The following is a 23,138-nucleotide window of genomic DNA, read 5'->3' on the forward strand; positions in this document are numbered from 1 at the left end:
ATCTACAAATGAGCCAACGCCAATTGTGCCACCTCTTCACCAACTAAGCTACCCATGGCTATGCCCATGCCGTTGCAGCGTACCGCGCAGAATATGCTGGGTTCAATTTGTTTAACTATGGGGTTTATATCCTCGCCAAAACCCATAATGCCGCTCCACCAGTAGTCTACTTCAAAGTTCTGACCGGGCAGTATAACATCATTTAAATAGGCGTAGAGTTGTTGCTTTACGGTTTCGGTATGACCGAACTCCCATGTGGCCTCCGAATCAAAATCAAGGTTGCGGCCGCCGCCAAAAAGTATGCGGTTATCAATATTTCTGAAATAGTAATACCCCTTATCAAAATGATAGGTACCTTTAAGCTTTAAACCGGTTATGGGTTTGGTCACCAATACCTGCCCGCGCCCCGGCACTACCTTTAAACCGGGGAACAGCTGACTGGCGAAGGCATTGGTTGCCAGTATAAGCTTACCCGTTTTAAAACTGCCCTGCGATGTGGACAGATGGATGCCATCACCGAGCCGTTCAACCTTTGTTACTGCGCAGGAGTTTAAAACCAGTATCCCGGCTTCATAAACCCTTTGCAGTAAAGTACGCATCATTTTTCCTGTATTTATCTGGCCTTCATAGGGGTTATAAATTATTCGGCTAACACCTTTAAAGCCAAAATCGGCAATTTTAGCATTGGCTACTGCATAAATGTCAGGTTGGTCAATAGCTTGCTGTAATAGTTTATTGAGGTAAGGAATCCGTTCGATGGTTTCATCGGCATGCCGGGTTTCGCTGGTCATAAATAACTCGTAGCCCCCGTTTTGATGGAAATCTATATTGGCATCGCCCAAATTTTGCCGCAGGCGCTGCAGTCCCCGCCATTTATAATCAACCATGCCCACAACCTCATCTTCTGATGATTGCTTTAAGCTCGCAAGTTGCTCTGATACAGTGCCAAAGCAGGCAAATCCCGCGTTTTTGGTGCTTGCGCCGGTGGGTAAAAAGCCGCGCTCCAAAACCAATACCTTTAAGGCTGGTTGTTGCTTTTTTAAGTGTAAGGCGGCGCTCAGGCCCACTAATCCGCTCCCGATAATGATTACATCGGCATAGTCAATAAAAGCGCTGCGTTCCCAGTATGAAAATGTTGTTTCCGAATTCATAGGTCAAAAAATTAAAAATTCAAAGCCCGGGTTACCTGATCAGTATTCCATTTTAAGCAAAATCCAGCTTTTGAATTTTCACTTTTGAATTTTGACTTACATGTGGAATGCTTTTTGAAATAGTCAATATACAAAAAAATAATATGAATCAGATAGCATTAATTACAGGATATATTGGTCCGGGTTCGGCCTGGTTCCTTATGATCGTTATTGCGATAGTAAGTTTTATTGTGCAATGGCGATTCAAAAGCAAATTTAAGCAATATTCAGAGATCGGCCTGCTTTCCGGCCTTTCAGGTGCCGATGTAGCCGAAAAGATGTTGCGGGATAATGGCATTTACGATGTACAGGTAATATCAGTTGAAGGGCAATTAACCGACCATTATAATCCCGAAACAAAGACGGTTAACCTTAGTCCGGATGTATTTTATAGTCGGAGTGTAGCTGCGGCGGCCGTTGCGGCGCATGAATGCGGCCATGCCGTACAACATGCCCGGTCATACGCATGGCTGAGCTTGCGCACATCACTTGTGCCGGTTATCAACGTGGCATCAACCTTAACACAGTGGACCTTATTTTTAGGGGTGATGCTGTTGTTTTTTACACATAACCCTTTTGTGCTGGCCATAGGTGTTGCCGCGCTGGCATTGGTAACACTGTTCAGTTTTATTACACTGCCGGTTGAGTTTGATGCCAGCAAGCGCGCATTAGCATGGTTGAATAACAATTACTCTATTATGCAAACCCGCGAGGAGCATGAGCAAGCCAAAGACGCACTTTGGTGGGCCGCCATGACCTATGTTGTTGCAGCCCTCAGCGCGCTGGCTACCTTAATGTATTACGCATCGTTTTTACTGAACAGGCGGAATTAAGCCCCCAACCCCTAAAGGGGAGCAATAGTTTAATGATAGGAACCCGCTTTATGCGGGTTTTTTGTTGGCCGATTTTTGGTGGGTTTGAAATTCTAATTGAATTCTAATCTAAACCTTCAAACTTAAATATTGTCACAGTGTAGTTACATAAATTAAAAACGATTATGAAAAAATTAGCAAAAGCGTGTTTACTTATAACGGCAGTATTATTTGCCGCCCCTAAAGTGCATGCACAAATTAGTATTGGAGTTACAATTTCGGCCAATGTTGCGCCACCGGCATTACCGGTTTACGTACAACCGGCCTGCCCTACCGATGGCTATTTATGGGTGCCTGGTTATTGGGCTTATGATAATGATAGCGAGGATTATTATTGGGTGCCCGGTGTTTGGGTAGCTCCACCAACCCCCGGTTATTTATGGACTCCCGCGTATTGGGGATATGCCGGTGGTGTTTATGGCTTCCACGCTGGTTACTGGGGAAGACATGTCGGTTTTTATGGTGGTATTAACTATGGTTATGGCTATGGCGGCGTTGGTTTTGGCGGCGGAGCATGGTCAGGCAATACCTTCCGTTACAATACCGCGGTAGTTAACGTAAATACTACCGTAGTGCATAATACTTATGTAGATAAAACGGTGATAGTTAATAATAATGTTACGGTGAATAACCATAACAGCTTTAATGGCCCCGGTGGTGTTACAGCACAACCACGCCCCGAAGAAATGGCAGCCATGAAAGAGCAGCATGTGCCTCCAACAAGTCAGCAGCAATCACATGAGCATACTGCCAGCCAGGATAAAAGCCAGTTTGCCTCTGTTAACAATGGCAAGCCAAATAATGCAGCCATGAACAAAGTTGGCGGCAGCCATTTTACGCCTGATGGCCAGAAAGCCCCGCGCAACAATAATAACAATGCGAACAATAATGCTGCAAACAATGGTCATCAAAATAACGATGCTGCCAAACAGCCTAATGCGCAACAGGATGGGCATGCAAATAATAATGCCGTGAAAACTAACGATGCTGAAAAACAAGATCAACAGCAAGCACAGCAGCAACACGCGCAACAGCAGCAGCATAATCAGCAGCAACAACATGTGCAACAGCAGCAACATAACCAGCAGCAACAGCGCAACCAGCAGCAGCATAATCAGCAACAGCATAATCAGCAGCAGCATAGGCAACAACAACAACAGCACAAACCTGCGCCAAAGCCGCATGCTGAACAAAAGCACGAAAAATAATATAATACCCCTATACTACACCCATAATACGCTCCGCCTGTTAACCAGGCGGGGCTTTTTTGTTGGTATATATTTGACCACCAGCACATATTTACCGACCAACGCTCGTTTTTTTAATTTGCAGATGCTTAATATTGTGTTGATTTTTAAATACTTATAGCCTCATGTCAACTGCCCTGCAAACCGACCAGCCTGCAATTATCCCATCGCAGAAGATCTATTACCTGGATCATATAAAAGTGCTGCTTACTGTTTTGGTGATATTGCACCATTCGTTTATTACCTATGGTGGCCCGGGCGGGTGGTATTACAGGCAGCCTACTACCAGCGAGGGTGCGTTAATGCCCATGACTATGTTTGTATCAACCAACCAATCATTCTTTATGGGGCTGTTCTTCCTGTTATCAGCTTATTTTGTGGAGCCATCGCTAAAACGCAAAGGGACTAAGGTTTATTTATTGGACAGGCTGAAAAGACTAGGTATACCGCTGGTATTTTATTCGCTTATCCTATCGCCCGTACTTAATTTTATGGTATACCACTATGGCGATCATAACCCGGTAACCTTTATGCAGTTTTTGAGCGGTTATGATGGCTGGATACAATTTGGGGTGCTGTGGTTTGTTGTAGCGCTGCTATTATTTACGCTGCTATTTGTCGCCTTATATAACTTAAAGCTCACAGGCAGCCGATCTATTACCAAGCTAAAGGCTGGGCCTGTTTTACTATTTGCTGCAGGTTTAGGGCTCATCACGTTTTTTGTCAGGCTGATATTCCCTGTGGGATGGGTGCTGAAGCCTGTTGGCTTTCAGTTTGGGCATTTTACGCAATACATAGCCATGTTTACCATAGGCATACTGGCCCGCCGCGGTAATCTTGCCGAAAAGCTCGACTTTAAACTCGCAAAACGCTTTATGTGGATAGCTGTTGGCATGCTGGTGATCCTGTTCCCGGTATTGGGCATTATACAAAAAGTAACACATGCTCCCGGCACGGATTTTAATGGCGGCTGGACCCTGCTTGGGTTTCTGTACAGCTTTTATGAGCAGATCATTGGTGTTTGTATTATGGTTGCCCTAACCGGTATCAGCATGTATAAGTGGAACAAGCCATCTAAATTTTTAGCCACACTATCGCGCAATACATTCGCGGTGTATATTTTTCACCCGCTGATATTGATTGGCTTATCATTATTGCTGAGCACTTGGATGGTTGATCCGGTGATAAAACTGGCTATTGTGGCGCCTGGCGCAGTGATCGGCTCGTTTTTACTGGCGGCGGTTATTGTGAGGATACCGGGGGTAAATAAGGTGATATAGAGGGTGAATATTGACCTGCATAGTTGGGGATTGTTTTGAACCTTGCAATGACGTGCGGAGAAGTCATGCTGAACTTGTTTCAGCACCTCACTTGTAAAGTTTACACCTTGCAAGCCGCTGGTATTGTGGGATCCCGAAACAAGTTCGGGATGACGGTTCATTAAATCAGGGAGGCAGGGACTAATTCATCCTATAAGGAGTGATGAGATAAAACTCAGGTATTCTTACATCAAATACAAAGTTATCCATCAGGCGTATCATCTGGTATTCGCCTTTCATGCTGCCCATGTCGGTTTTGAGGTTGCAGCCTGATACATATTCATGGGAATGACCGGGTTCGATCAATGGTTGCTGGCCTACTACGCCTTCGCCTTCCACTTCGCGCTTGGCGCCGTTGGAATCGAATATATACCAGTGGCGGCTTAACAGCTGCACAGCATAATCACTCATATTCTCGATTTTTACCTTATAAGCGAACATAAAGTGGTCGTTCGCTGGATTGGAGTATTCCGGCTGATAGATCGTTTCCACTGAAACTTTAACACCATCAGTTATAGTAGTAACCATGAGGATATTTTAGTTTTCTCAAATATATAATTATCCGGAACAAAATTATGCCATTTCGGGCGCATAATTTTCATTTATTTGCCATAAAATCTCGTTCACTTCATCCAGTGTGCCCGCTGTAACCAGTTTCATGCGGTATTCCTTAAAGTGATCTATGCCTTTAAAGTAATTGGAGTAATGCCTACGCATTTCAAAAACACCGGTTTTAGCGCCCTTCCATTCAACAGATTTCGTTAAATGGGTTCTGCAGGCATCAATCCTTTCGGCAATAGTGGGTTTATCTAAATGCTCGCCGGTGTTGAAGTAATGCTTTATCTCCCTGAAGATCCACGGATACCCTATAGCGGCTCTGCCTATCATCATGCCGTCTACACCAAACTCCATGCGCCAGTCGGCAGCCTTCTCAGGTGAGTCAATATCGCCATTGCCAAAAATTGGGATCTGAATGCGGGGGTTCTTCTTAATATCACGTATCAGAGCCCAATCGGCAACGCCCTTGTACATTTGCGCACGGGTGCGGCCATGTATGGTAAGAGCCTTTATGCCTACATCCTGCAAACGCTCGGCAACTTCATAAACATTTTTAGTATTATCATCCCAGCCGAGACGGGTTTTAACGGTAACAGGCAAATGCGTGGCTTCAACCACAGCTTTGGTCATGGCAACCATCTTGTCTATGTCCTGTAACAAGCTGGCACCTGCCCCACGGCAAGCCACCTGTTTAACCGGGCAGCCGTAGTTGATATCCATCAGATCAGGGCCGGCTAATGAGGCTATCTCGGTAGCTTCGCGCATATGGTCGATATCGCTGCCGAAAATCTGGATTCCTATAGGGCGTTCATATTCAAAAATATCCAGTTTTTGGCGACTTTTTGCTGCGTCACGGATCAATCCCTCGCTCGAGATAAACTCCGTATACATCATATCCGCACCGTTTTGCTTGCACACATAACGGAAGGGAGGATCGCTCACATCTTCCATCGGCGCCAGCAATAGCGGGAATTCACCTAAATCAATATTTCCAATTTGTACGCTCATGCCTTATATTCGTTGCAAAAATACAAATTTTAACCCGGATGATAAATATTCCATATAAAGACCTGGATAACAGCAGTAGTGAACTACATCCGGCATTGCAGTTTTTATTGATTTTGGCTACGCTTTTGGTGGCTTTGCTTATTGGTACTGCCATTGGCCTGGGCATTATAACCGGTTTATATGGCTATAGTACCTTTACCGCTATAACCGAATCAAACCTTGCAGTGCCCCATGCTATCCCTGCATTATGGATATTGCAGTTAACCAGCACAACGCTGCCTATTTTAGCTGCCGCTCTGTTTTTTGCTTATGTAGTTACACCAAAGCCACAGCAATACATCCGGTCGAACTTTAAATTTTCATGGGTATTGATGTTATTGGTTTTTGCCATTATGTTTATTTCATCACCATTGATTGAGTTTTTATCGAATATAAACGCGAAAATGGTGCTACCACATTTTTTACAATGGATGCGCGAGAGTGAGGATAATGCCGAAAAACTAACCAATGCCATGCTGCAAATGAATACCATCTGGCAAATGATATTCGATCTGCTGTTCATAGGCTTGTTTACGGCTGTAGTTGAGGAGTTTTTGTTCAGGGGATGCATTCAAACTATCATTGAAAAATGGACGAAAAATGTGCACGTGGCTATTTGGGTAACCGCCATATTGTTCAGCGCTTTTCATATGGAGTTTTTTGGTTTTTTGCCGAGGATGATGCTGGGTGTATTGTTCGGCTATTTTGTGGCCTGGAGCGGTAGTATATGGACATCAGTTTGGGGGCACTTTATAAATAATGGCACCGCTGTGGTAATAACCTACCTGTATCAGCATAAAGAAATCAGCATCAGTCCTGACGACCAGCATGTATTTAATTCAGCAGGGTATATAATTAGCTTTATAATTGTTTTATTTTTGTTTTGGGTTTACCGGGACATTGCACTAAAGAAAAAGCCGGTGCAGGCATAATGGAAAAAAACTGGGTTAAAATTTACAAATCAACAAATTTTTATCAGTCGGAGATTGTAAAGCAAATGCTTATACAGCATGCTATTGAAGCGGTATTGCTTAATAAACAGGATTCATCTTATCGTAATTTCGGGAACGTTGAAGTTTATGTACATAATGAGGATTTTAACCATGCCATTGAACTGCTTATCCTCAATCAAATAGATCTATGAAAACACGCGCCATTACGGGCTTCTTTTTTATTATTGTGATGCTGGCATCGGTGCTGTTGGGGCATTATGTATTCGGTGCATTTTACCTGGTTTTAAGTCTGTTTTGCCTGTATGAATTTTATGGCTTGATAAAACAGGGCACAGCAAAACCAAACCTGCCAATGGGCCTGTTATGCGGCGCTTTATTATACATTGCCTTTGCTTTATTTACTTATAAGGATGCTTTTGCATTGCCAGCATTATCGCAAGGCAGATGTGTGTACAAGCTGATGTTTTTAACCCCGGTACTATTTGGCGGCATATTTATATGGGAGCTGTTCCGCAAACTGGATGCGCCGTTTAATAACATTGCCTACACGTTTCTCGGCATTATTTTTACGGTTTTGCCGTTTACCTTCTTCCACGCGCTGGCTTATGCAGGCAGGTTTGAGGGTTTTAACTTTCATTTCCCTATGGCATTTTTACTGATGCTGTGGGCCAATGATACCGGTGCTTATCTTACAGGTATGGGTTTTGGTAAACACAAGCTGTTCGAGCGCCATTCGCCTAAAAAGACCTGGGAGGGCTTTATTGGTGGTGTATTGATAAGCGCAGGTGTAGGTTTAATTATCAGTCATTTTTATGCTGATCTTACCTGGACGCAGTGGGCAGGTATGGCGGTTATAATAGGCACCTTCGGCACCATGGGCGACCTGGTGGAATCCATGTTTAAGCGCAGTATTAACGTTAAGGACAGCGGCGGCATACTGCCGGGGCACGGTGGCTTGCTCGATAGGTTCGACGGATTATTTTTAGCCGTTCCTGTTGTTTATGCTTACCTGTACTTCATTACAAATTAGTAGTTTTGCACAATTATTGTGCGTTATATATCGATACAAACAAAAAGAAGATTTAACATGACCATCCATAAAGAAGGATATACCTCGCTAGCCATAACCGTATTGTTCATATTTGTGTTGAACGCGGTAATACAGTTTTATTTACCACAGGCGCATGCGCTTAAGTGGTTTATATACATATTATCGGCTTTGTTGTTCCTCATCATTCTACAGTTTTTCCGCAGCCCCAAGCTAACTATTACCCAGGATGAAGCACAGGTACTTTGCCCTGCCGATGGCAAGGTGGTAGTAATTGAAGAAACAGAAGAGCCGGAATTTTTAAAAGACAGGCGTATACAGATCTCTGTATTTATGTCGCCCATTAATGTGCACGTTAACCGCAACCCTATTAGTGGTGTTATCAAATATTTTAAATATCACCCGGGGAAATACCTGGTGGCATGGCACCCAAAATCATCAACAGAAAATGAGCGTACCACGGTTGTTACTGAAAACAGTGCAGGTACTCAGGTATTGTTCAGGCAAATTGCTGGCGCTTTAGCCCGCCGTATTTGCTGGTATGTAAAAGAAGGTGATGAGGTGCAGCAAGGCGAGCAGTTCGGCTTTATTAAGTTTGGATCGAGGGTGGATATATTTTTACCGCTGGGCACCAAAGTTAAAGTAAACATAAATGATGTGGTAAAAGGCGGCAGAACAGTATTGGCTGAATTAACCCCGCCCGAAGGTGCTAAGGTTATAAAAGCTGAAACTAAGGTAACTACAGCTGAACCTAAAGAGGTTGTTGCAGATGTTGAGCTGCCGGAAAAACCTGTTAAGGTTGCAAAGGCTAAAGCGCCTGCTAAGGCATCGGGCAAAAAGATATCTTAATTAGCAGCATTGCTTTCCAATAATATTAATCCTTGCCCTTAACGGCAGGGATTTTTTTGTTTGGTGGCGAATTTGACTCACCCTGATCCCCCATAGCTATGGGGACTGCGCTTGTCATCCTTCTCTTCGCTGCGCGAAAAGAAGGATGACCTAATGGCTTTTAATTGTAGAGACACAATATTTTGTGTCTCTGTGTACATGTGATGAGCCTGTCTAATGGGAGACGCAATATTTTGCGTCTCTACGGGAGGATTAATGAAAAATCGTAATCAACAAAAAAAACCTCCCCGGAATGACCCGGGAAGGCGAATGCTATATTGTTCCCCCTTTAGGGGGCTAGGGGGTTAAACTCTTTTTGATTTGATACGAGCTGCCTTACCAGTAAGCGCGCGCAGGTAGTAAAGTTTAGCACGACGTACTTTACCGTGGCTGTTAACTTCTACTTTATCAATGTTTGGTGAGTTGATAGGGAAGATACGCTCAACGCCGATACCGTTTGAAATTTTACGAACAGTAAAAGTTTCAGATACGCCAGCGCTGTTACGTTGTATAACTACACCTTGGTAAATTTGGATACGTTCTTTATTTCCTTCTCTAATTTTATAATGTACGCTTACAGTATCACCGGCTTTGAACGACGGAAATTGATTAACTGTTACTGTTTGCTCTTCTACAAATTTTACTAAATCCATGATTTTAAGCTCTAAAAGCGATTTTTAACCCGTAAAAATCGGATTGCAATTATACGGAGTTTTTTTGGAAATAAAAAGTGCGATTTGATTTTTTTTGTTGAATGGTTGATTAGGTTGGATTAAGTGAATAGTTATTGAAAAATAACCTAATCAACCACTCACTCAATCAACTACTCATCCAACAAATCGGGCCTTCTCAACCTTGTACGCTCTACGGCCTGCTCAAAGCGCCATTTTTCAATTTCGGGGGTATTGCCACTTAATAATATATCGGGCACACGGTGGCCGTTCCATTCCGCCGGGCGGGTATAAACGGGGGCGTCAAGCAAGCCATCCTGAAAGGAATCAGACAATGCCGAAGTTTCATCAGATAATACGCCGGGTATCAGCCTTACCACCGCATCAACCAAAACAGCCGCGGGTAGTTCTCCGCCCGAGAGTACATAATCACCAATGGAGATTTCCCGCGTAACAAATATGTCCCTGATGCGCTGATCGATGCCCTTATAATGCCCGCACAGTATAATGATATTGCCTTTTATAGATAGTTGATTGGCGATCTGCTGGTTCAAGGTTTCCCCATCGGGCGACATGAAGATGATCTCGTCATAATCGCGCTCGGCTTTTAACTTTTCAATAATGGCGGCGAAAGGTTCAATAGTCATTACCATGCCGCTGCCACCACCGTAAGGGTAATCATCAACGCTTTTTTGCTTGTTGGTGGCATAGTCGCGCAGGTTATGTACAACAATTTCGGCAATGCCCTTTTTTTGCGCACGCTGTAAAATAGAATGTGCAAACGGACTATCCAGCAAACCAGGCAAAACGGAAATGATATCAAAACGCATGGCGCAAAGATAGTTTGTTTAAGCAGAAAGGTGAAAGACTAAAGCTGAAAGCTAAAAACGCTATCCCTTCCAGTCGGGCGAGGCTGGTATCCGGCATTGTAATATCCACTGGTGCCCAAAGGGATCTTGCAGTGTGCCCTGGCGGTAGCCGTACTCATAATCTTCAACGGGGGAGATAACAGTGGCACCTGCGGCGATAGCTTTATCGAATAGTCCATGCACATCGGCAGTCATTAGCCCCAGGGTGATCACACCGGCATGTGCCTGCGGATCAAACGCATTAGAGTGAGGGTAAATTTCATGCAGGTGGAACATCGCGTCATCTATCATTAATTCTGCTACATGTATGCTGCCATCATCATTGTTAAGCCGCATATGTTCAACGGCTCCAAGGCCATTTTTGTAGAAATCAATATCGGTTACACCATTACGAATGGTTAACATAGGAGCAAAAGCTGTTTTAGTTTCCATATCTGGCTTATTAATATTCAAAAATAGTTTAATCTTCGTCATCCAGCATAAATACTTCTTCCACAGGTTTTCCAAATACCCGGGCAATTTTTAATGCCAGTACAGTCGAGGGTACATAGCGGTTACTTTCGATAGTATTTATGGTTTGTCGCGATACACCGATCAGCTCGGCAAGCTCGGCCTGGGTGATGTTTTTTATGGCGCGCTCAACGCGGATGTTATTTTTCATCGCAGGTCCCCATCCCTTTTAAGTAAACGGTTGTTCTGGAAGATCTTCCACTGAAAGCGCACTATAAAGAATACCAGCGGTACCAGTAAATTAAGGAACAGGATATGCTGGGTATCACTAGTTAAAATTAAGCTGACGATAAGCAGTACGTAGTTGACATAGATGGCCCATTGTAATGAATCCAGCCGCAGTTGGGAGATCTGCTCATCTTCTATCCTTTCTTTTGCAAAAGCAACCAAAAACAAGCCAATAGCCATCAGCAGCGTAGTGGCCATAAAGAACAGGTGCTCGCTGCTCAGCAAACCCTCTCCCGGATTATGCGCATAAAAACCAAGATGTTTCCTGAACAGTACCACAGGTACATGCGCTACAAACAAGCACCAGCCCAAATACCGGCACCAAAACGGAAATAAAAAGCGTGATTTCATGATTTTGTAAAGTTTGATTTACCAAATGTCAAATAGACTGGTAACTATATACCAGTTGGGACAAATGTAAGTAAACTTTACATTATGTAAAGAATGTTGTACATTATTGCTGTTTATTCCGTGTATTTATCTCAATTTGAGTGAGTAATTTAACTATTGTAGGAATACTAAATATAGCTCTCATAATTAGTGCGGATACCAATATCCCTATTCCTGCGAAAACTAAATACATAATAAGTAAGCCGAGTGTTGCGCCGTCCATTGTTTTAAGGTTTAAGTGAAAACGAATGTAAACAAATGTTGGGAATAAACGGGGGTGTCTGTAGCCCCCGTCCTTTAAAAGATAAGCAATCTAAATCGGTAGCTACATATCAGTTGGGACAAAGGGTATTTGATTTTTTAGCTTAAAATTTTATATTTTACGCTGGAGTAGGAGGTAGGCAAAAATTACTCTTTGTGATTTATTGTTTGTAGGTTTATTAACTAAACCCAAACCACATGAAAATAATAATACTATTATTATTGTTGAGCCCTATGTGTTCCATGGGCCAAATAGCACATGGGACATCTGTTGCATGTTTTATTCAAGACAATACTATTTGGATTGCAGCTGATTCAAAAATAGCCCACGAAGATGGCTCCTATTTTCTTGGATGCAAAATTAAATCATATAAGGGTTTTGTTTTTTGCATGGCGGGAATTTATTCCTATGGAAAAGATTACGATGCTTATTCAATCGTGGGTAAATCTATCGATGAAAACGCGGATTTTAATTCTTTAATAGCAAAAACAAGGAAGCGATTAATTAACGGACTATCTAAGGTAATAGAAAACGTAAAAAAAACATCTCCTCAAAATATAAATGACACAATTCCTGTTTTAACGACCTTGATTTGCGACATGGAAAAAAATAAGTTAAGATTCACTTTTTACTCAATTTATTACAGAAATAATAAGCTAATAGATTCGATATTAATAACTGACAAGGGCATGAATAAAGACTCTTCTTTCCAAGATCAATTCGGTAGTAGACCGCATACAATACCTATTTTTACCCAGGGGCAATCTGCTCCTTTGGATTCCAATCCGCTTTTTAAGATAAATTCACCGGTTGAATATGTTTATTACATGGTTTATTTAAGAACAAAAGCAGAACCAAAAACCGTGGGATTGCCTATAAGTGTAGCCATGTTTAGTAACAAAGGCATCCATTGGTATTATAATGACCTTAATTGCCGATGAGGTAAAATCGCTTGGTATAAATACCGTTGCCAACACAACAGGTATCAATATTTCCATTTATTAAATTGGGATATAGCTAAAATCCTGATTCCTGACTCTTAACTCTTGCTTCTTTCCCCCTAATCCAAATAAATCTCCAACAATCCATCCGGCAGATCAATAAACACAATACTTTTCACAACATCAATGCCTTTAATAATATCTTCATTTAATGGAAACAGCACTTCGCAGCCTTTGTAAGTTACGTTGGCTATCAGTTGCTGCGGGTATTCGTTTATTTCGGTTATGATGCCCAGCTCGCCTTCGTTTTCGTCAATGGCGGTAAAGCCTTTCAGGTCCTTTAGGGTAAACTCGCTTTTTTTCTTTTTGGGTTTTTGTTTGTTGTTAAGGTAAACATCCTTTTTTGCAAGCGGGGTAGCTTTTTCAATGGTATCAATATCCTCCAGGTACAGGTAAGCGGTATTCTTCATCGGATATTTTATCGATTCAACAAAATAAGGGATCAGCTTGCCGGCCACATCAATAAATATCGCGGTGATATCAATATCAGCCAGGTTATCAAAATCAACATATAATTGCAGCTCGCCTTTAAGCCCGCGGGTTTTTAATATGCTGCCTATCCTGAAACAATCTTCGATCTTCATAAAATATCTTTTTAAATATCGCTTTTACCCTACCCCTCCGTCTCCCTTTGGTCGACACCTCCCCCTAAGCTTAGGGGGAGGCTGGGTGGGGGTTAAATGGGGTATAAAAAACAAAGGCGAAGAATCCTTATCAGATTACTTCGCCCACGTATGTTGTTAAATTCTTATAGAAATTATTCTGCGCTTTCTGCTTCAGCAGCTGGTGCTTCAGTTTCTTCGTCAGCAGGAGTTTCTTCTACTACTTCAGCAACAGGAGCATTTTTAGCGGCAATAGCAGCAGCTCTTTCTTCTTTCTTTTTAGCTTCAGCAGCTAAAGCAGTTTTACGGGCTTCGTCTTTTGCTGATACTAAACCAGTTTTCTTGCCAGTGATCTTTCCTTCTTTCTGATCAAGCCATTCCTGGAATTTTGTTTCAACCTGCTCAGCAGTTAAAGCACCTTTTTTAAGGCCGCCTTGTAGGTGTTTTTTGTACAATACGCCTTTGTAAGCTAATATAGCACGACAGGTATCGGTTGGTTGTGCACCATCGTTAACCCAATCTAAAGTTTTGTCGAAATTGATGTCGATAGTAGCTGGGTTAGTGTTTGGGTTGTATGAACCTAAACGCTCAATAAAACGACCGTCGCGAGGTGCGCGTGCGTCTGCCACTACGATGTAGTAAAAAGGTTTTCCTTTTTTACCGTGTCTTTGTAGTCTGATCTTAGTTGCCATTTCTTAATATTTTTATGTGTTCAACATTGTCCCCGGAGTTTCTTTCAGCGGGGATGCAAAGGTAAACAAAAAAATAATATATTAAAATGCTTATAACTAAATATTTATAGATGAATAAAATTCGCCGTGTTTTTTGAAAATTTATACTAATATTAAAGTATGAATAAGAAACAACGCATAGCCATTGATATGGACGAGGTAATGGCCGATACCATTGATAAATTCATCACACTATACAAACGCGAGCATAACCTTGAAGTTTTACTTGAAAATATGCACGGCAAGGAGTTTGCCCTGATGTTGCCAGAGGAATTAATAGGCACCAACCGTAAATATGTTAATGAGCCTGGTTTTTTCAGGGATATACCGGTAATGCCCGATAGCCAGCGTGTGATAAAGGAACTTAATGAAAAATATGAGGTATTCGTTGTGTCGGCAGCCATGGAGTTCAGGAATTCATTGACTGATAAGCTGGACTGGCTGCACGAGCATTTCCCTTTTATATCATGGACACACATCATGTTCTGTGGCTTGAAGATTGTTAATGTCGATATATTTATTGACGACCGCATCCGCAATTTTGCTGATTTCGACGGGCGTAAGTTATTGTATTCATCGCCGCATAATTTGCTCATAAACGATTATGAGCGTGTTGATAACTGGCAGCAGGTTGCCGATAAATTATTGTAATTATTGATTACATAATTAACTAACTTTATAGCTTAACTAAGCTTTAACTACCATATGCTCAACCATATACTTGCAGCTTTAAATGATTGTGCTTTAGCCTATGACCGGGATGAGGCGAAATATACATTTATTAGCACAGGTATAGATTGCCTTACGGGCTATACTATTGCTGATTTTAAGCAGGATATCGGCTTATGGCAACGACTTGTTGATCCGCGTGATAAAGAACAGGTACAAACTGCAACCGATCGTTTAAATGATGGTGATACGGTTAATCTCTGTTATCGTATTATAACCAAAGCGGGCAAAAGGTGGGTAACGGAAAACCGGAGCCTGTTTATTGATGAGCAAACGGGCCACCTGATCTTACTCAGCGTAGTGAAGGATATCCAACGCGAAGAGGAAGAAAAGTATAACCAGGAGCATGCCATAGATGGTTACAGTATACTGTTTGATAACAACCCCAACCCAATGTGGATATACGAATTGAGCACGCTTCGTATATTAAAGGTTAATACTGCCGCGATAAAAACCTACAGATATACCGAAGAGGAATTCCTGACCATGACCATACAGGACATTCGCCCCGGATCGGAACGTGAAAAGCTGGATAATTTTTTAGATGAGAAGGAGATAACACAAACAAAATCCGGGTTTAACCAATCGGGGGTTTGGAAGCATATGGCCAGAGATGGCAGCATAATTTTTGCTGATATAAATGGCGACGGCATCCGTTATAAAAATCGTGATTGCCGTATAGTGGTGGCAGTGAACGTCACCGAAAAAATACGCTCACGGGAAGACGTGAAACTGCGCGAACAGTTTTTGAATTCGCTGATAGATTCGCAAACCAATTTCCTGATGCGAATTGATATTAACGGCAATCACACGTTTGTAAATAAGCAATTTCTGACAACATTTGGATACACCGGTGATGAGATCATAGGTGCCCACTTTACTACAACATCTGTACCCGAAGAAGAAGAGCTATGCAGGAACGCTTTTGTCGATTGCATAACCCACCCCGGCGAAGTTATCAAACTGTCACCTAAAAAAGTAGGAAAAAAAGGTGATATACACGATACGGAGTGGGAGTTTATTGCTATTACGGATGAAGATGGGCAGGTTACCGGAGCACAGGGGGTTGGGCAGGATGTAACAGAACGTAATAATGCCCAAAAAGAGATCATCTGGACAAAAAACAACCTTGAAGCGCTGATCAATAATACGGAAGACCTGATATGGTCGATAAACCGGGATAACAGGTACCTGTATATGAACCAGGCGTTTAGGGATGCGTATTTTAAAGCAACCGGCACCATACCGGTAAAAGGCGATAGTATTTACCTAAAAGGCGACTTTGATGAAAAAGTCTTTAAAAAGTGGGATGATTTATACAAGCCTGCTTTTAACGGTACCAGGTATGTGGCCATTGATGAAACTATTGATCCTGAAACCAACGAAACTATATTTTCTGAAGTAAGTTTTAACCCGATATATAACTCCGAGGGGAAAATTACCGGGGTAGGCTGCTTTGCACGTAATATAACCGAGCGTATAAAAATTAACAAAGCCATCTCCGATCAAAATAAGCGGCTGCAAAATATTGCCTCCATCAGTTCGCATGATCTGCGTAAGCCGGTAGCAACCATGCTGGGGTTGATCAATATTATTGATAAGGAGGATTTTTATAATCCTGAGAACAAGGAGATCATTGAACACCTGCTAACCGTAGGCTGCGAAATTGACGACGTTATCCGTTTAATTGTTGATAGCTCGTTCACCTCCAATCTGCCTTAGAATTAATCGTTATCCGCATTAAATTCCTGCAAACGGCGGATATTAAGGTTAGGTGTATTTCCGCTGATCTGCTTTATTGTGCCCATAGCTTCAGAGGTGTCAAACCTGTCGTAATAAGTGATAGTGGTATTGCCTACGGTTTTCAATTTGCCAATATTATCAAAACCGTCGTACTTATCATAGTAAGTTATTTGGGTATTGCCGATAGATTTTAGTTTGCCATGGTTATCGGGACCATCAAACCTGTCGTAATATGTAAATGCCAATTTGCCTATGGATTTTAGTTTGCCAATGTTGTCAAAACCATCATATCGGTCATAATAAGTAATGGCTACATCACCGATAGATTTTAGCTTGCCTTTATTATCAGGGCCATCAAATTGGTCGTAATAGGTAATGGCTATATCACCCTGCCCGTTAGCGTTATTATTAGGGTCGACAATTATTTTGCCGCGCATGCTAACACAAATGTTAGTGTTGTTCACCACTATATCTACCGAGCTAACAACTGCTTTAGTGTTTGAAGCGTTAAGGTTTATTTTGTACCTGCCCTGTGCGCCGCAGGCATAAGCGGCACTAACTATTACTGCCAGCAGGATTAAAAGTTTGCGTATCATTTTTATAGGTTTTAGGCTGATGATATACTCAGTTATGAAGGTCAATTATGAAAATTGGAGTATAATAATTATAGAAGGTTTAGTCGTCTCTCATTTATTCTGGTAATTCCCTCCCTACGGGAGGGGTGCGGATGACTGAGCGTAGGCAGGGAGGGGTTTCTGCGCCAAATAAATACTGGATAAACCCCTACCTCCCCTTCCCCAAGGAAGGAATCGCACATTGCCCTCGCTTTTAAAATCGCACCAACAACTACCTGCACATCTCCCAAATCTTAACTGCCTCCACCGCTTCCTTCACATCATGCACCCGCAAAATATTCGCACCTTTGGTGAGTGCTATGGTATTTAAAGTAGTGGTGCCATTTAAAGCCTCGACAGCGGTAATGCCAAGGGTTTTGTAGATCATATTTTTGCGCGATATACCCACCAGTACGGGTAATTGTAGTACATTAAAATCCTGCAAGCGGTTCATCAGCGTATAACTATGTTCTGTTTTTTTAGCAAAACCAAAGCCGGGATCGAGGATCACGTCTTTTACGCCGAGTTGTTTCAGCTGGTAATATTTATTGGTAAAATAGTCAAACACCTCATTAAATACATCTTCGTACTGCGCCAGTTGGTTCATGTTTTGTGGCGTGCCTTTCATGTGCATTAAAATATAAGGTACTTGCAAGCGTGCCACAGTGGCAAACATATCGGCATCCAGCCCGCCGCCGCCAATGTCATTGATGATATGCGCCCCGGCCTTTATAGTTGCCTCAGCTACCTGCGCGCGAAAGGTATCAATCGATAAAACAGCATTAGGGAATGCCTTAACAATTTCCTCAACCACGGGTAACAGCCGGTCCATTTCCTCCTGGATAGAAATATCTTCAGCGCCCGGTCGTGAGGAGTAAGCGCCGATATCTAAAAAGGCGGCACCGTCAGTCAGCATTTTTTCGGCTTGCTGTAGGGCCGAACTGGTATCTTGCTTGCGGCTATCGGCATAAAAAGAATCGGGGGTAAGGTTAATTATGCCCATAACTTTTGGCATAGTTAAATCTATGAGTTTACTGCCCGCATTCAGGGTTGCCTTTTTATGAAAAAATGTATCTTTAGCCACTGAAATTTTTGTTGATGGTTGAAAAATTTTACGGGTGTAATTTACTTTATATCTTTAGAAAAAGGAAAGCCGGCAACAACACAACCCATAACATTTAATAGTGAGTAATACATCAACCGAATACGACGCAGTAATTAACACTTGTAGAGGGCTTTTTATAAAAAAGACCCACGACTATGGTACAGCCTGGCGCATATTGCGCCCGGCATCAATAACCGACCAGATATTTATCAAAGCGCAGCGCATCCGCACACTGGAGGAAAAAAAGGTATCGAAAGTGGATGAAGATATTACCAGCGAATACATCGGTATTGTGAATTATTGCGTTATGGCTATGCTGCAGCTGGAATGTGGCCCCGAAACACCGGTTGAGCTGCCGGCTGATGAGGTAAGCGTTTTGTATGATGAAAAAGTAAAGGAAACAAAGGACCTGATGCTGGCCAAAAACCATGATTATGGCGAGGCCTGGCGCGACATGCGCATCAGCTCATTAACTGATCTTATTTTAATGAAGATATTACGCGTAAAACAAATTGAAGATAACAAAGGGCTAACACTGGCATCAGAAGGTATAAAAGCTAACTACCAGGATATGCTGAACTATGCTGTTTTTGCGTTAATAAAATTGAACCCCTAATCGCGCCTGGTAAGGCTGATTGATATGGCAAAAAGAAGATCGACAAAAAAAAATACCGCAGCCCCCGCATGGGTGTGGATACCACGGTTGCTGGTTGGCCTGCTTTTTATTTTTTCAGGGCTGATAAAGGCTAATGATCCGCTGGGCTTTTCCTATAAATTGCAGGAATATTTTGAGGTGTTCCATATTACCTTTTTAGATGGCCTTGCGCTTACTATGGCCGTGTTTTTATGCGCCATGGAGATGATACTGGGCTTTGCGCTGCTTATTGGCGTGCGCGGCAAGCAGGTGGCCTGGGGCTTGTTGCTGATCATCATCTTTTTCGCGTTCCTGACCTTTTACTCGGCATACTTTAAAGTGGTACAAACCTGTGGTTGCTTTGGCGATGCTATTGTGCTTACCCCATGGCAATCGTTCAGCAAGGATCTTGTTCTATTACTGTTGATACTGCTATTATTTAAACATCGTGCAAAAATAAACCCGTTGTTTTCACCTAAAACAAGTGATGGCCTTTTAATAATGGCTGTAATACTGTCAATTGGTGTGGGCTTATATACCTACAACTTTTTACCGGTGCTTGATTTTCTGCCTTATAAAATTGGCGCCAGTATCCCTGACGAGATGAAAACCCCGCCCGGTGCACAGCCTGATGAGTTTGAGCAGACCTATCACCTGCAAAACAAGGCTAGCCATGCTACCAAAACAATGACCGATAAGGAGTATATCAAAAGTAATATCTGGAAGGATAATAACTGGCAAATAGTGGGTCAGCCGGAATCACGTTTGATAAAGAAAGGCTATACGCCGAAAATTCAGGACCTCACTATTAACGACGGACAGCGTAACGATTATACCAATGAGCTGCTGAGCAATCCGTTTTACAGCCTTGTGATAGTAGCCTGGGATTTAAACGATAGCAACGCCGATGCCATAAACCGCATTAACGCTATGGCTCTGGATCTTATCCATAACTACAATATACGTACGGTATTGCTCACTTCGAGCCCTGCGGGCGTTGCTGAGGCTTTCGCTAAAGAGCATAAGCTGGTAAGCGAAATATTTTATGTTGATGAAGTGCCGCTTAAGGAAATGGTGCGCGCCAACCCGGGAGTGTTATTATTAAAGAATGGGGTTATCATCAACAAATGGCATTATCATTCCCTGCCAAAGTATGATGACCTGGTAAAACAATATTTGCAGAAACAATAAGATGGGCCTGATATTTTTTGTAGGATTTATGGGCTGCGGTAAAACCACCTGGAGCCGCAAGCTTGCCGCTAAACTGGGTTATGAGTTTATTGACCTTGACCATGTGCTTGAGGAACAGGCGGGCATGAGCATAGCTGAATATTTTTCAAGTTTTGGCGAAGCATCATTCCGTGAGTTGGAATCAGCCGTATTAAAACAAACCAAATATCCTGAAAACGCGGTAGTATCCACAGGCGGTGGCCTGCCCTGCTTTTTCGATCATATGGATTGGATGAACGCGAATGGCAAAACAGTTTATATCAAGCTATCGCCCAAAACCCTTGCCGACAGGCTGGAGAACGGCAAAGCCAAGCGCCCCCTATTGCGTGATAAACATGGCGAAGAGCTCATCGCCTTTATAACCGATAAACTGGCCGAGCGCGAAGATTTTTACCTCAAAGCCGCCCTTATAGCCGATGGCCTGCACATGAGCCCGGAATATTTGGAAGAATTGGTGAACTCCTGAATGGTCTACACTATGCAAGCCGCTTTTTCCTGTGAGGTGCCGAAACAAGTTCGGCATGACGGGCTGTTAGAGTAACATATTTCCTCCATCTAAAAAAACTATCGGTCAATTACATTGTTGCACTCTTTATGGACCACAACGTTTATTTACTAGCCACCGACCCAAAAAATGCTTGCAGGGATGTTATTCACTCAAGGGATACCGCTTTAAAGATCAGAGTATTTTGTTTGAGTGAGGAAAGATTCAGTCCGCATGAAAACGAGATACAGCTGTATGGCTATGCCCATAGTAAATTATATGCTTTTGAAACCATTAACATAGTAGCTGAAGACGCGCTTGATGTAGTAGGCGCCATACAATGGTATGCCGATTATATGGATTGCCCTGAAATGGAAATACTCCCCGACGACCCCCGCCCAGGCCAAAATATAGCAATGTAAGTATGTTTTATAGGTGGTAGTCAATTTTAATTGGCTTAAAATCAAACCGATATAAAAAAGTTAAAATATTTTTTGAACAATAAGCGAATGCTCCTATATTTGCAGTCCCAAAACAAGGGAGTTTAGCTCAGCTGGTTCAGAGCATCTGCCTTACAAGCAGAGGGTCACTGGTTCGAACCCAGTAACTCCCACATAGAAAGGTCTTGCAATTGCAAGGCCTTTTTTACTTAAAAATGGCCTCTACGATAGCAAAAACACGGTTTTTGCATCTAAGAATTCTCATCAGAGGCAAGACATCCATAACTCAGTTTAGCAACAATTTTTGTCGAACTTCACGGTTTTGTGTTACAAATGTGTTACAACAATTCCATGGCTAATGAAAACGTTATGGCTACTTTTAGCATTAAAGTATTTAAACACCACAAAAAGAAGGATGGAACTTACAATGTAAAGATCTCTATTACTCAGGAAAGAAAGAGAGCCTACATTGATACCACCCATTATGTGACGGAGAGAAAGCTCTCCAAAGATTACGAGGTGAAGGACACAATCATCCTAAAAGACCTCTACAACACACTTGACGATTACCGTGAAGCAGTCTCACGGCTCGGCGTTAAGGTCGATTATATGACCGTTGAAGACATTAAAGTGTTTCTGGAAAAACGCTCTCAACGCGTTGATTTTCTTGAATTTTGTTTACTGCATATCGACAATTTAGTAGCTGAGGGCCGAGGGAAAACAGCAACCGGTTTCCGGACGGTTTATTACTCGCTAATTGATTTCCTAGGTGGGGTTCGTCTCTTAGCCGAAGAAATTACGCCGCATTTCCTTTTGTCATTTGAGCGCTTTCTGCGGTCGCCGCGTAAGATCACCCGTTTGAATCAGTTCAAAAAACAGGTCACCATTATGTCCAAGGGCTCAAGTGATGCAGGCGTGCATAATTATATGCACGATCTACGCACATTGTTTAATGCTGCCCGTAAATACTATAATCGACCATCGCTCGGTATTGTGCCAATTCAATTTAGCCCATTCAGTGAATATCAGCTGCCCGAACTGAGTGAAACACGCAAACGTAATCTAACTGCGGAGCAACTCCGCGCATTTATTAAATTCGAAGCACCGGAATCTGGTCGTATTCGTGTTGCTTATGACCTTTTCCTGCTATCTTTCTATATGTGTGGTATGAATGCCGTCGATCTTTACAATTGCGACTTTAAAATTAGCAATGGCAGGTTGGAATATGAGCGATCCAAAACCAAAGAAAAACGTAAAGACCGCGCGTTTATCAGCTTAAAAGTTCCTGAACCGGCTATATCATTAATTAAAAAATATAATAATCGGTTGCGTTTAGAATATTGCGAGATAGGAAATTTAAACAAGGCTCTGAATAAAGGTCTGAAAACCATAGGTGAATCTATTGGTGTTCCTGATCTTTCCTTTTACTGGGGCCGACACACATTCGGCAATCTTGCGCGCAACAAATGCCGGAAATCCAAAGATGACGTGGCCCTTGCGCTAAATCACGTCGATCATGGCCGACGTACCACAGATATTTACCTGGAGAAGGATTGGACTATAGTTGATGAAGTTCAGGAGGCGGTAATTGCATTCGTAATAAATAGTGAAGCACCACCCCCAAGTGAAGCAAACGAGGTGCCGAGTAAGCCACCAAAAGATATATCAAAAAAATCAACCATTGCCAATCCAGAGCAACAAAGGAAGGCTATGAAACTTGTGGGGCATTAACATAATCATTACAAATTTAAAACAGGCCAAGTTAGGCCTGTT

26 protein-coding genes, 1 tRNA gene and 1 pseudogene are annotated in these 23,138 nt (G+C 42.4%); 16 read left to right on the forward strand and 12 right to left on the reverse strand.

What is annotated here, in order from left to right:
* Positions 1 to 2: 2 nt before the first annotated feature.
* Positions 3 to 1,151 carry an NAD(P)/FAD-dependent oxidoreductase gene (locus BLU33_RS23815; RefSeq protein ID WP_091379411.1) on the reverse strand — a complete coding sequence of 383 codons (1,149 nt, stop codon included), beginning with the start codon at positions 1,149 to 1,151 and terminating at the stop codon, positions 3 to 5.
* Positions 1,152 to 1,294: 143 nt separating this feature from the next.
* Here BLU33_RS23815 and BLU33_RS23820 point away from each other — a divergent pair, with 143 nt between their 5' ends.
* The 3 genes from BLU33_RS23820 (at position 1,295) to BLU33_RS23830 (ending at position 4,589) form a co-directional block, all read left to right on the forward strand.
* Positions 1,295 to 2,023 carry a zinc metallopeptidase gene (locus BLU33_RS23820; RefSeq protein WP_091380950.1) on the forward strand — a complete coding sequence of 243 codons (729 nt, stop codon included), beginning with the start codon at positions 1,295 to 1,297 and terminating at the stop codon, positions 2,021 to 2,023.
* Between the two features lie 164 nt (positions 2,024 to 2,187).
* Entirely contained in the window at positions 2,188 to 3,270 is a 1,083-nt protein-coding gene (locus BLU33_RS23825; RefSeq protein ID WP_091379414.1) for a YXWGXW repeat-containing protein, read from the forward strand.
* Between the two features lie 164 nt (positions 3,271 to 3,434).
* Complete coding sequence (locus BLU33_RS23830; protein ID WP_091379416.1) at positions 3,435 to 4,589, forward strand: acyltransferase family protein; 1,155 nt, start codon at positions 3,435 to 3,437, stop codon at positions 4,587 to 4,589.
* Positions 4,590 to 4,769: 180 nt separating this feature from the next.
* Here BLU33_RS23830 and apaG read toward each other — a convergent pair whose 3' ends face one another.
* Together apaG and dusB are read right to left on the reverse strand one after the other, a co-directional pair.
* Positions 4,770 to 5,156 (reverse strand): Co2+/Mg2+ efflux protein ApaG, encoded by a 387-nt coding sequence (gene apaG, locus BLU33_RS23835; protein WP_091379419.1) that lies wholly within the window; start codon positions 5,154 to 5,156, stop codon positions 4,770 to 4,772.
* A gap of 45 nt (positions 5,157 to 5,201) precedes the next feature.
* The gene (gene dusB / locus BLU33_RS23840) at positions 5,202 to 6,194 is read right to left on the reverse strand and encodes a tRNA dihydrouridine synthase DusB (RefSeq protein WP_091379423.1); all 993 of its coding nucleotides are present in this window, start codon (positions 6,192 to 6,194) and stop codon (positions 5,202 to 5,204) included.
* A gap of 38 nt (positions 6,195 to 6,232) precedes the next feature.
* Here dusB and BLU33_RS23845 point away from each other — a divergent pair, with 38 nt between their 5' ends.
* The 4 genes and pseudogenes from BLU33_RS23845 to BLU33_RS23860 all read left to right on the forward strand — a co-directional run.
* Positions 6,233 to 7,165 carry a CPBP family intramembrane glutamic endopeptidase gene (locus tag BLU33_RS23845; protein WP_091379426.1) on the forward strand — a complete coding sequence of 311 codons (933 nt, stop codon included), beginning with the start codon at positions 6,233 to 6,235 and terminating at the stop codon, positions 7,163 to 7,165.
* The gene (locus BLU33_RS23850; RefSeq protein WP_091379429.1) at positions 7,165 to 7,377 is read left to right on the forward strand and encodes a putative signal transducing protein; all 213 of its coding nucleotides are present in this window, start codon (positions 7,165 to 7,167) and stop codon (positions 7,375 to 7,377) included. Before BLU33_RS23845 ends, BLU33_RS23850 begins: the two co-directional genes overlap by 1 nt.
* Entirely contained in the window at positions 7,374 to 8,216 is an 843-nt protein-coding gene (locus BLU33_RS23855; protein WP_091379432.1) for a phosphatidate cytidylyltransferase, read from the forward strand. Before BLU33_RS23850 ends, BLU33_RS23855 begins: the two co-directional genes overlap by 4 nt.
* Positions 8,217 to 8,273: 57 nt before the next feature.
* Positions 8,274 to 8,927 (forward strand): annotated as a pseudogene (locus BLU33_RS23860) (phosphatidylserine decarboxylase family protein); the annotation flags it as partial.
* Positions 8,928 to 9,427: 500 nt separating this feature from the next.
* On the opposite strand, the gene rplS reads toward BLU33_RS23860, so the two are convergent.
* From rplS to BLU33_RS23885, 5 genes are all read right to left on the reverse strand, one after another.
* The gene (rplS, locus tag BLU33_RS23865; protein ID WP_091379438.1) at positions 9,428 to 9,775 is read right to left on the reverse strand and encodes a 50S ribosomal protein L19; all 348 of its coding nucleotides are present in this window, start codon (positions 9,773 to 9,775) and stop codon (positions 9,428 to 9,430) included.
* Positions 9,776 to 9,945: 170 nt separating this feature from the next.
* A complete protein-coding gene (trmD, locus tag BLU33_RS23870; protein ID WP_091379441.1) occupies positions 9,946 to 10,623 on the reverse strand; it encodes a tRNA (guanosine(37)-N1)-methyltransferase TrmD in 678 nt (225 codons plus the stop codon).
* Positions 10,624 to 10,683: 60 nt separating this feature from the next.
* The gene (locus tag BLU33_RS23875; protein ID WP_091380953.1) at positions 10,684 to 11,094 is read right to left on the reverse strand and encodes a VOC family protein; all 411 of its coding nucleotides are present in this window, start codon (positions 11,092 to 11,094) and stop codon (positions 10,684 to 10,686) included.
* Positions 11,095 to 11,122: 28 nt separating this feature from the next.
* On the reverse strand, positions 11,123 to 11,323 hold the full coding sequence (locus BLU33_RS23880) for a helix-turn-helix transcriptional regulator (protein ID WP_091379444.1): 201 nt from the start codon (positions 11,321 to 11,323) through the stop codon (positions 11,123 to 11,125).
* The gene (locus BLU33_RS23885; protein WP_091379447.1) at positions 11,320 to 11,751 is read right to left on the reverse strand and encodes a hypothetical protein; all 432 of its coding nucleotides are present in this window, start codon (positions 11,749 to 11,751) and stop codon (positions 11,320 to 11,322) included. The genes BLU33_RS23880 and BLU33_RS23885 overlap by 4 nt, the downstream gene beginning before the upstream one ends.
* Before the next feature lie 498 nt (positions 11,752 to 12,249).
* On the opposite strand from BLU33_RS23885, the gene BLU33_RS23890 reads away from it, so the two are divergent.
* Positions 12,250 to 12,993 (forward strand): hypothetical protein, encoded by a 744-nt coding sequence (locus tag BLU33_RS23890; RefSeq protein WP_157682348.1) that lies wholly within the window; start codon positions 12,250 to 12,252, stop codon positions 12,991 to 12,993.
* 119 nt (positions 12,994 to 13,112) lie between these two features.
* Here BLU33_RS23890 and rimM read toward each other — a convergent pair whose 3' ends face one another.
* Positions 13,113 to 13,637 carry a ribosome maturation factor RimM gene (gene rimM / locus BLU33_RS23895; RefSeq protein ID WP_091379453.1) on the reverse strand — a complete coding sequence of 175 codons (525 nt, stop codon included), beginning with the start codon at positions 13,635 to 13,637 and terminating at the stop codon, positions 13,113 to 13,115.
* Positions 13,638 to 13,810: 173 nt separating this feature from the next.
* Entirely contained in the window at positions 13,811 to 14,347 is a 537-nt protein-coding gene (locus BLU33_RS23900; protein ID WP_091379457.1) for a 30S ribosomal protein S16, read from the reverse strand.
* 159 nt (positions 14,348 to 14,506) lie between these two features.
* Between BLU33_RS23900 and BLU33_RS23905 the strand changes: the two genes are divergently transcribed.
* Both BLU33_RS23905 and BLU33_RS23910 read left to right on the forward strand, forming a co-directional pair.
* Positions 14,507 to 15,037, forward strand: coding sequence for a 5' nucleotidase, NT5C type (locus BLU33_RS23905; RefSeq protein ID WP_232009349.1), 531 nt, complete (start codon positions 14,507 to 14,509; stop codon positions 15,035 to 15,037).
* A gap of 54 nt (positions 15,038 to 15,091) precedes the next feature.
* The gene (locus BLU33_RS23910; protein ID WP_091379460.1) at positions 15,092 to 16,837 is read left to right on the forward strand and encodes a PAS domain-containing protein; all 1,746 of its coding nucleotides are present in this window, start codon (positions 15,092 to 15,094) and stop codon (positions 16,835 to 16,837) included.
* A gap of 2 nt (positions 16,838 to 16,839) precedes the next feature.
* Here BLU33_RS23910 and BLU33_RS23915 read toward each other — a convergent pair whose 3' ends face one another.
* Together BLU33_RS23915 and folP are read right to left on the reverse strand one after the other, a co-directional pair.
* A complete protein-coding gene (locus tag BLU33_RS23915) occupies positions 16,840 to 17,454 on the reverse strand; it encodes a hypothetical protein (protein WP_157682350.1) in 615 nt (204 codons plus the stop codon).
* A gap of 250 nt (positions 17,455 to 17,704) precedes the next feature.
* The gene (gene folP / locus BLU33_RS23920; protein WP_091379465.1) at positions 17,705 to 18,556 is read right to left on the reverse strand and encodes a dihydropteroate synthase; all 852 of its coding nucleotides are present in this window, start codon (positions 18,554 to 18,556) and stop codon (positions 17,705 to 17,707) included.
* Between the two features lie 97 nt (positions 18,557 to 18,653).
* Between folP and BLU33_RS23925 the strand changes: the two genes are divergently transcribed.
* The 6 genes from BLU33_RS23925 to BLU33_RS23950 all read left to right on the forward strand — a co-directional run bounded on the left by BLU33_RS23925 (position 18,654) and on the right by BLU33_RS23950 (position 23,096).
* The gene (locus tag BLU33_RS23925; RefSeq protein WP_091379468.1) at positions 18,654 to 19,193 is read left to right on the forward strand and encodes a DUF1599 domain-containing protein; all 540 of its coding nucleotides are present in this window, start codon (positions 18,654 to 18,656) and stop codon (positions 19,191 to 19,193) included.
* A 24-nt stretch (positions 19,194 to 19,217) separates the two neighbouring features.
* Positions 19,218 to 20,402, forward strand: coding sequence for a BT_3928 family protein (locus BLU33_RS23930; protein ID WP_091379472.1), 1,185 nt, complete (start codon positions 19,218 to 19,220; stop codon positions 20,400 to 20,402).
* 1 nt (position 20,403) lies between these two features.
* Positions 20,404 to 20,907 (forward strand): shikimate kinase, encoded by a 504-nt coding sequence (locus BLU33_RS23935; RefSeq protein WP_091379474.1) that lies wholly within the window; start codon positions 20,404 to 20,406, stop codon positions 20,905 to 20,907.
* A gap of 128 nt (positions 20,908 to 21,035) precedes the next feature.
* Complete coding sequence (locus BLU33_RS23940; RefSeq protein WP_091379477.1) at positions 21,036 to 21,347, forward strand: hypothetical protein; 312 nt, start codon at positions 21,036 to 21,038, stop codon at positions 21,345 to 21,347.
* A gap of 116 nt (positions 21,348 to 21,463) precedes the next feature.
* Positions 21,464 to 21,538 (forward strand) — tRNA-Val (locus BLU33_RS23945).
* 178 nt (positions 21,539 to 21,716) lie between these two features.
* Entirely contained in the window at positions 21,717 to 23,096 is a 1,380-nt protein-coding gene (locus BLU33_RS23950; protein ID WP_157682354.1) for a phage integrase SAM-like domain-containing protein, read from the forward strand.
* Positions 23,097 to 23,138: the final 42 nt, after the last annotated feature.

The sequence above is a fragment of the Mucilaginibacter mallensis genome, assembly GCF_900105165.1.
Lineage (GTDB): Bacteria > Bacteroidota > Bacteroidia > Sphingobacteriales > Sphingobacteriaceae > Mucilaginibacter > Mucilaginibacter mallensis.